Below are 5,976 nucleotides of genomic sequence, written 5' to 3' on the forward strand. Positions count from 1 at the left end.
GAACCATTGTTACATTATAACAATTAGTGTTCTATTTGAGGTCGAGGGAATGAAAGGACACCTTTTAAAAGTAAAAGCACTTTTTTTGGCAACTTTGGCTTTGGGTGACATGGCCTCTGCTTCTACAGCTCTTCAGTTCAAAGACGTGCTCGGTAGAAACATCTCTTTAGAAAAGCCGGCAGAAAAAATTTTCCTAGGTTTTTATTTTGAGGATTACCTAGCGATCGCTGGACCAGATGCTTACAAAAAAGTGGCTATTTTCCCAAGACACTCTTGGAAAGATTACCGTCAATCTCAATGGACCACCTATAAAAAAATCATTCCTGAGTTAGAAACGATTATTGATTCAGGTTCTCTTTATACAGGTACTTTTGATTTCGAAAAACTCTTGTTAACTAAACCTGATGTTGCACTTCTTGCGGCGTGGCAATATCAATCCCTTGGTGAAAAAGTTGAAATACTTGAAAAGAATGGTATCAGAGTTGTCGTTGTAGACTTCAATGCTCAAACGCTTGAAAAACACGTCATTAGCACACGTGTTATAGGCAGAGTAATGGGGACAGAAGGACGCGCTTCATCGATTGCAACGGAATACGAAAACACAGTAAACATGGTTAAACAACGTGTTACGAGGCATCTGGAAAACCACACGGCACGCCGTGTGTATGTGGAAGCAGGTACAGGTGGACCAAATGAATACGGTAAATCTTACTCGACGACAATGTGGGGCAACCTTTTGACAATGGCGGGGGCCGATAACCTTGCCCATGGGATGTTTGAAGGTTCTGCCCACCTAACGCCTGAATATATCTTGAGTCAAGATCCAGAAGTGATCTTTATATCCGGTGCTCACTGGGTTAAACATAACGACAGCGCCCTGCTTGGTTTCAACAGCACAATGGAAGAAGCGCAAACTAGATACCGCCCCTACCTAAATCGTGCTGGCTGGAATCAACTGACGGCAGTTAAAAATGGTGACGTCTACGGTATATACCACTCAGGAACACGTACTATTTACGACCACGTTTTCTTGTTGTATCTAGCAAAGTCTATTTACCCAGAAGCATTTAAAGATATTGAACCTAAGAAATTGCACCAAGAATTTTTTAGGAACTACATGCCGCAAGCGCTCAAAGGCACTTTCATGATTCAGGTGGGCGTAACTCATGAATGAAAGCATGAAAGCATCGTCTGACCTGAATCATTCCAGCGGCGCTATTTATCAAAGAATGCAGAAGCAAAGAATTAAGATTTTGCTAGGCGCTTTTCTGGCAACGAGTTTTTCCGCTTTATTCGATCTTGGTACTGGCTCATCGTGGCTAGGCATTGAACAAGTTGTTGAAGCCCTCCTAGGTGGTCCCTCTGGTGACAGCTTATCAACACTTATTGTCTGGCAACTTCGGTTACCCATCACTCTCACCTGTCTTATGGTTGGCGCCTCACTCGGCCTCGCTGGCGGTCTAATGCAAACCCTCTTAGCCAACCCACTTGCCAGTCCGTATACCCTTGGTATCTCTGCTGCTGCTGGATTTGGTGCAGCCATAGCTTTTTTAACCGGTTTTTCAGTATTTGGTTTGCATTGGTTAGGCGTGCCGTTTGCCGCTTTCTTGACATCTGGATTAGCGAGTATGGCGATCTATATAATTGGTCGCAGCCGACATATGGACGCAAAAATCCTGATTTTGGCAGGTATTGTCGTTCTCTTCTTTTTCCAGGCTTTACAGTCATTAATTCAATATTTGGCATCACCAGAAGTGCTGCAGCAAATTGTTTTTTGGTTATTTGGCAGTCTACTGAAGGCGAGTTGGTTGTCCTTCTTTGTTTCAGGAGCCGTTTTCCTGTTCGGTTTGGTCTTTGCGTTATCTAAGGTATGGGCACTCACCGCCCTCACTTTAGGCGAAGAGCGTGCACTCGCCTTGGGAATAAAGACCAGCAAGTTAAGACTACAGATGTTTTTACTGTGTTCCTTATTAACTGCAGGAGCAGTGTCGTTTGTCGGAACCATTGGTTTCATTGGTTTGGTTGCTCCTCACCTAGCAAGAATGCTAATAGGCGAAGATCAGCGTTTCTACTTACCTTTGGCGGCATTAATGGGAGCGTTGCTTTTATGTACCTCGTCTCTTGTTGCTAAGTTGATTGTCCCAGGCACTATCATACCAATTGGTATCGTCACCTCCTTAGTCGGTGTGCCGATCCTTCTTTATTTTCTGATAAGCAGGAGGTTTATCTAATGACGTCGCTTTCAATAGAAAATCTTGCCGTTCCAATTGGAAGAAAACTCGTTTTAAAGAAGGTAGATGCCCACTTTTTGGGTGGCAAATTTACCGCCATTTTAGGGCCCAATGGCGCAGGAAAAACGACATTGCTCAAAGCTATCATGGGCATCATTCCTTCTGATGGGAAGATTAATTCAAGTGGGGAGGACGGGCTGAGATTACCGCTACAATCCTTCTCGTACCTATGTCAACTCAACAAATCTCCCTGTCAATTAACGGTTATTGAGTTTGTCTTACTGGGCTTGGTTCATCAACTGAGCTGGAACATCACATGTGAACAAGAACAAAAAGCAGACGCCATCCTTGATTATCTAGGTTTGAGAAATCTCGCCCTTAGACAGTTTTCTCAACTAAGCGGTGGTCAGCAACAGCTGGTTTCACTGGCGCAATCTCTTGTTGCTGAGCCCAAGGTATTGCTCTTAGATGAACCAACAAGCGCCTTAGATCTCAAGCATCAAGTCCAAATTTTAGACCTTGTTCGTCAATATACCCGAGCCAAAAATATCATCACAATTGCGGTCCTACACGACCTCTCTCTCGCTGCTCGATACTGCGACCATCTTCTCTTAATGAATGATGGTGAAGTTCAATATTGCGGTAAACCAGAAGACGTGCTCGATTCTGAAAGGCTGGGGAAAATCTATCAGATTCATGTGGACGTAGGTTGTTGCGTTCATGGACATACCCACGTCACCCCAGTTCGAGCCCTTAAAACAGATTAGGCATTCTTATGGCAATGAATAAAAGGCAATATCACTTATTAGTTTCTCTATCCACGTTTGAATCTCAAATTCAAACCCTGACTCATTACAGCCTTGAAAATTGTGAATGTTTTGTCCTTTTGCAAGAAAAAATTGATGAGTTTTGCGCTTGGATTTTGCAAGAAAATTTTAAAACCATTAGCGATGATTTTGATATGACCCCTGAGTACGATCGTTTAATCAAGCAGCTTCGTGAAACTGCTGTAAAAGCTCTGTGTTTATTGGAAAAACATCAGTCTCAGTGTGCCAGAGAGCATCAAATCGACATCAGCGAATATTTATACCAACTTTCTGAAAACACAAAAATTGAACTAAAAAAAGCAGGAATTGAAAGCAACTCTCGAGTCCTGTTTATTGGCTCAGGGTCCTATCCGGTTTCTGCTTTCACTATATCTCAGAGCACAGGCGCTCTCGTGCACGGTATAGATCTTGATGAGCAGGCAGTGAAAATGGCCAACCAACTCAACTTGTCAACCACTTTTAGCTGCAAAGATCTAATCACTGAGTTTGCCTCTTTCCGGCCAACTCATGTTGTAGTAGCCTCTTTAGTGGAACATAAATGGGAACAACTCAGACAGCTTAGACCTCATCTTAACCACTCTCACCGAGTATTAGTTCGATTCGGTAATGGTTTAAAGTCCGCCTTCAATTACCCTTTCAACCCAAACCTAATGGATGGGTGGGAAACACAACAGATCCATAACGATGCAGCGATATATGACACCGTCTTGATGGAGCGCGCAAAATGACTCTTTCATTAGGAAAAGTGTTAATCGTTGGCACAGGGCCAGCCGCATTTCAGACAGCAAAAATCATCAGAAACCAGTGCGAGCAACTTGGGTTAGTAAACCGCTCATCAGAGCGCTGGCAGCCGATGTTCGAAAGCTTACACAACGAACGTATTGCGCATATTTTCGCTGCCAAATCCTCTTTGAAGCGAATGGCTGGGCAGGTGATATTTGATGCGGTTTTTGAAGATTTACGCGATGTAAGCGGACAATGGGATACGTTGGTTCTGGGCACCCCATCTCATGCTTATTCAGCGGTTCTATTGGCTTTACCTAAATCGTGTTTGAGTTCCACAAAAATAGTAGTCCTCATTTCATCCTTATTTGGTGGGCACCGGATTGTAAAAGGCTTGTTTTCAGAACTGAATTTAACCCCCAACGTACTGATATTTTCCAATTACTTTGCGGCCACTAAATTTATAACGGAACAAGCTGGCGTTCGTGTCCTTACCAAAGCGGTTAAAAAACGTATTTATGCTTACTCAAGTAAAGAAAAATGCCCTGTCCTAGAGCTACTGACTCAAACTTTAGCGGATATCGGTGTTGAAGTTGTCGAGTTGGAAAATGGGTTTAGCGTAGAAGGACGAAACATTACCTCTTTCGTTCATCCCGCATTTTTTATGACCCCTTTCTCGCTCAATCATATCTTAAGTGAGACGAGAGAAGTTAAGTACATGTACAAACTTTTCCCTGAGGGACCGATCACAACCGAAACCATCCACATTTTGGTTGAGCTATGGCGCGATATATCAAGATTGATACTTCACTTTAACGGAACACCATTTAACTTGTTACAATTTCTCAATGATGACAACTACCCTGTGCATCCAGAAACCATTCGTCGTCGTCAAATTGAGCAGTTTATGTCGCTCACTCCAATAGCGCAGGAATATTTGGTTTACGTACGATACAGCGCGATTCTGATCGATCCTTTTTCTAAGCCGGATGAAAATGGGTGCTACTTCAACTTCTCTGCCGTGCCCTATGCCAAAGGTAAGGTGGAAAAAGGCAAGTTGTCTTTACCTCGAATACCTAAAGAAGATATACAGAATCTTTACTGGCTTCAAGTCTTAGGCAGAGCGCATGGGATTGCATTACCGAGCGTTAACCGTGTGCTAGGTATATTCGAATCTTGGTTAAGTAGCTCTCAACTCCCTCACCATTTGATTGAAGAGTCCCGCACTCAAGCGCACCAATACCTTGGTTGGGTGCGTCTATCATACGACCTTTAAAGAAACCCATCATGAACAACGGTGTAGCGTTAACTATATTTTCTGCGTTCATTTTTAGTGTCATGAACGCACTTATTAAAGCGGCCAGTTTGACGATTCCAAGCTCTGAAATTGTCTTCTTCCGAAGCGCAATAGGAACCGTTCTGATTTTAGGTTTAATGTGGAAAGCGAGTATCAGGTTTTCTACCACGGGCATACCAATGCTTTTGCTTCGTGGCCTGTTTGGGGCGTTTTATCTGCTCGCTTTTGTGTACGCGATTACCCACATGCCGCTAGCGGACGCCGTGATTTTGGCTTACCTGTCCCCGTTCTTCGTTATATTACTTTCCAACCTAATTTTGGGAGAAAAAGCCCCTAAAAAAGTAGCATTCCTTTTTCCGCTCACTTTGGTTGGAGTTACCTTAATTGTAAATCCATTTAGCTTCGATACATTTAATTTGTATGCCCTCTCAGGGGTGGCGAGTGCTTTTTTTGCGGCGGCTGCCTCTATCACTATTCGCCACCTGAGTAAGAGGCACCATATTTACGAGATTGTGTTTTATTTTCTTTTCACTTCGATGTTGGTATCCGGTTACTTGATGAGGGATGAGTTTGTGGTTCCACAGGGAATTGCGTGGATTTATCTAATTGCCATTGGTCTTGTTTCGCTCATTGGGCAAATTTTCCTAACAAAGGCATTCAGTCATGAAAACGCCGCTGTAGTTGCAGTCACCCGCTATATCGGCTTGGTCTTCAATATACTTTGGGGGGTTATTTTTTGGTATGAAATCCCTAGTTGGATGAGCACATGTGGCGTTCTTATAATAATAACAACATCTATTTCCCTCTCGCTAAAGAAAAAAAATATTATTCAATGATCTGAGTACCACCTAGAAAACAAACTAATCAAAGAGAGTAGGGAAGGCTTTGTTGCGTAATT

The 5,976-nt window shown here is 43.0% G+C and carries 6 protein-coding genes; all 6 read left to right on the forward strand.

The features are described from left to right. Positions 1-49: 49 nt before the first annotated feature. Genes AB4496_RS18755 through AB4496_RS18780 form a run of 6 tightly spaced genes read left to right on the forward strand, consistent with a single transcriptional unit; the run spans position 50 to position 5,914 of the window. Positions 50-1,174 carry an ABC transporter substrate-binding protein gene (locus AB4496_RS18755; protein ID WP_016800125.1) on the forward strand — a complete coding sequence of 375 codons (1,125 nt, stop codon included), beginning with the start codon at positions 50-52 and terminating at the stop codon, positions 1,172-1,174. Continuing rightward, positions 1,167-2,231 (forward strand): iron ABC transporter permease, encoded by a 1,065-nt coding sequence (locus AB4496_RS18760; protein WP_016800126.1) that lies wholly within the window; start codon positions 1,167-1,169, stop codon positions 2,229-2,231. The genes AB4496_RS18755 and AB4496_RS18760 overlap by 8 nt, the downstream gene beginning before the upstream one ends. Continuing rightward, positions 2,231-2,998, forward strand: coding sequence for an ABC transporter ATP-binding protein (locus AB4496_RS18765; protein WP_017100973.1), 768 nt, complete (start codon positions 2,231-2,233; stop codon positions 2,996-2,998). Before AB4496_RS18760 ends, AB4496_RS18765 begins: the two co-directional genes overlap by 1 nt. An 8-nt stretch (positions 2,999-3,006) precedes the next feature. After that, entirely contained in the window at positions 3,007-3,786 is a 780-nt protein-coding gene (locus tag AB4496_RS18770) for a hypothetical protein (RefSeq protein WP_016800128.1), read from the forward strand. Further along, complete coding sequence (locus AB4496_RS18775) at positions 3,783-5,057, forward strand: opine metallophore biosynthesis dehydrogenase (RefSeq protein ID WP_017100974.1); 1,275 nt, start codon at positions 3,783-3,785, stop codon at positions 5,055-5,057. The genes AB4496_RS18770 and AB4496_RS18775 overlap by 4 nt, the downstream gene beginning before the upstream one ends. A gap of 11 nt (positions 5,058-5,068) precedes the next feature. After that, the gene (locus AB4496_RS18780) at positions 5,069-5,914 is read left to right on the forward strand and encodes a DMT family transporter (RefSeq protein WP_016800130.1); all 846 of its coding nucleotides are present in this window, start codon (positions 5,069-5,071) and stop codon (positions 5,912-5,914) included. The last annotated feature ends 62 nt before the right edge of the window (positions 5,915-5,976 follow it).

This window comes from Vibrio sp. 10N.222.46.A1, from assembly GCF_041473595.1.
Classification (GTDB): Bacteria; Pseudomonadota; Gammaproteobacteria; order Enterobacterales; family Vibrionaceae; genus Vibrio; species Vibrio tasmaniensis_A.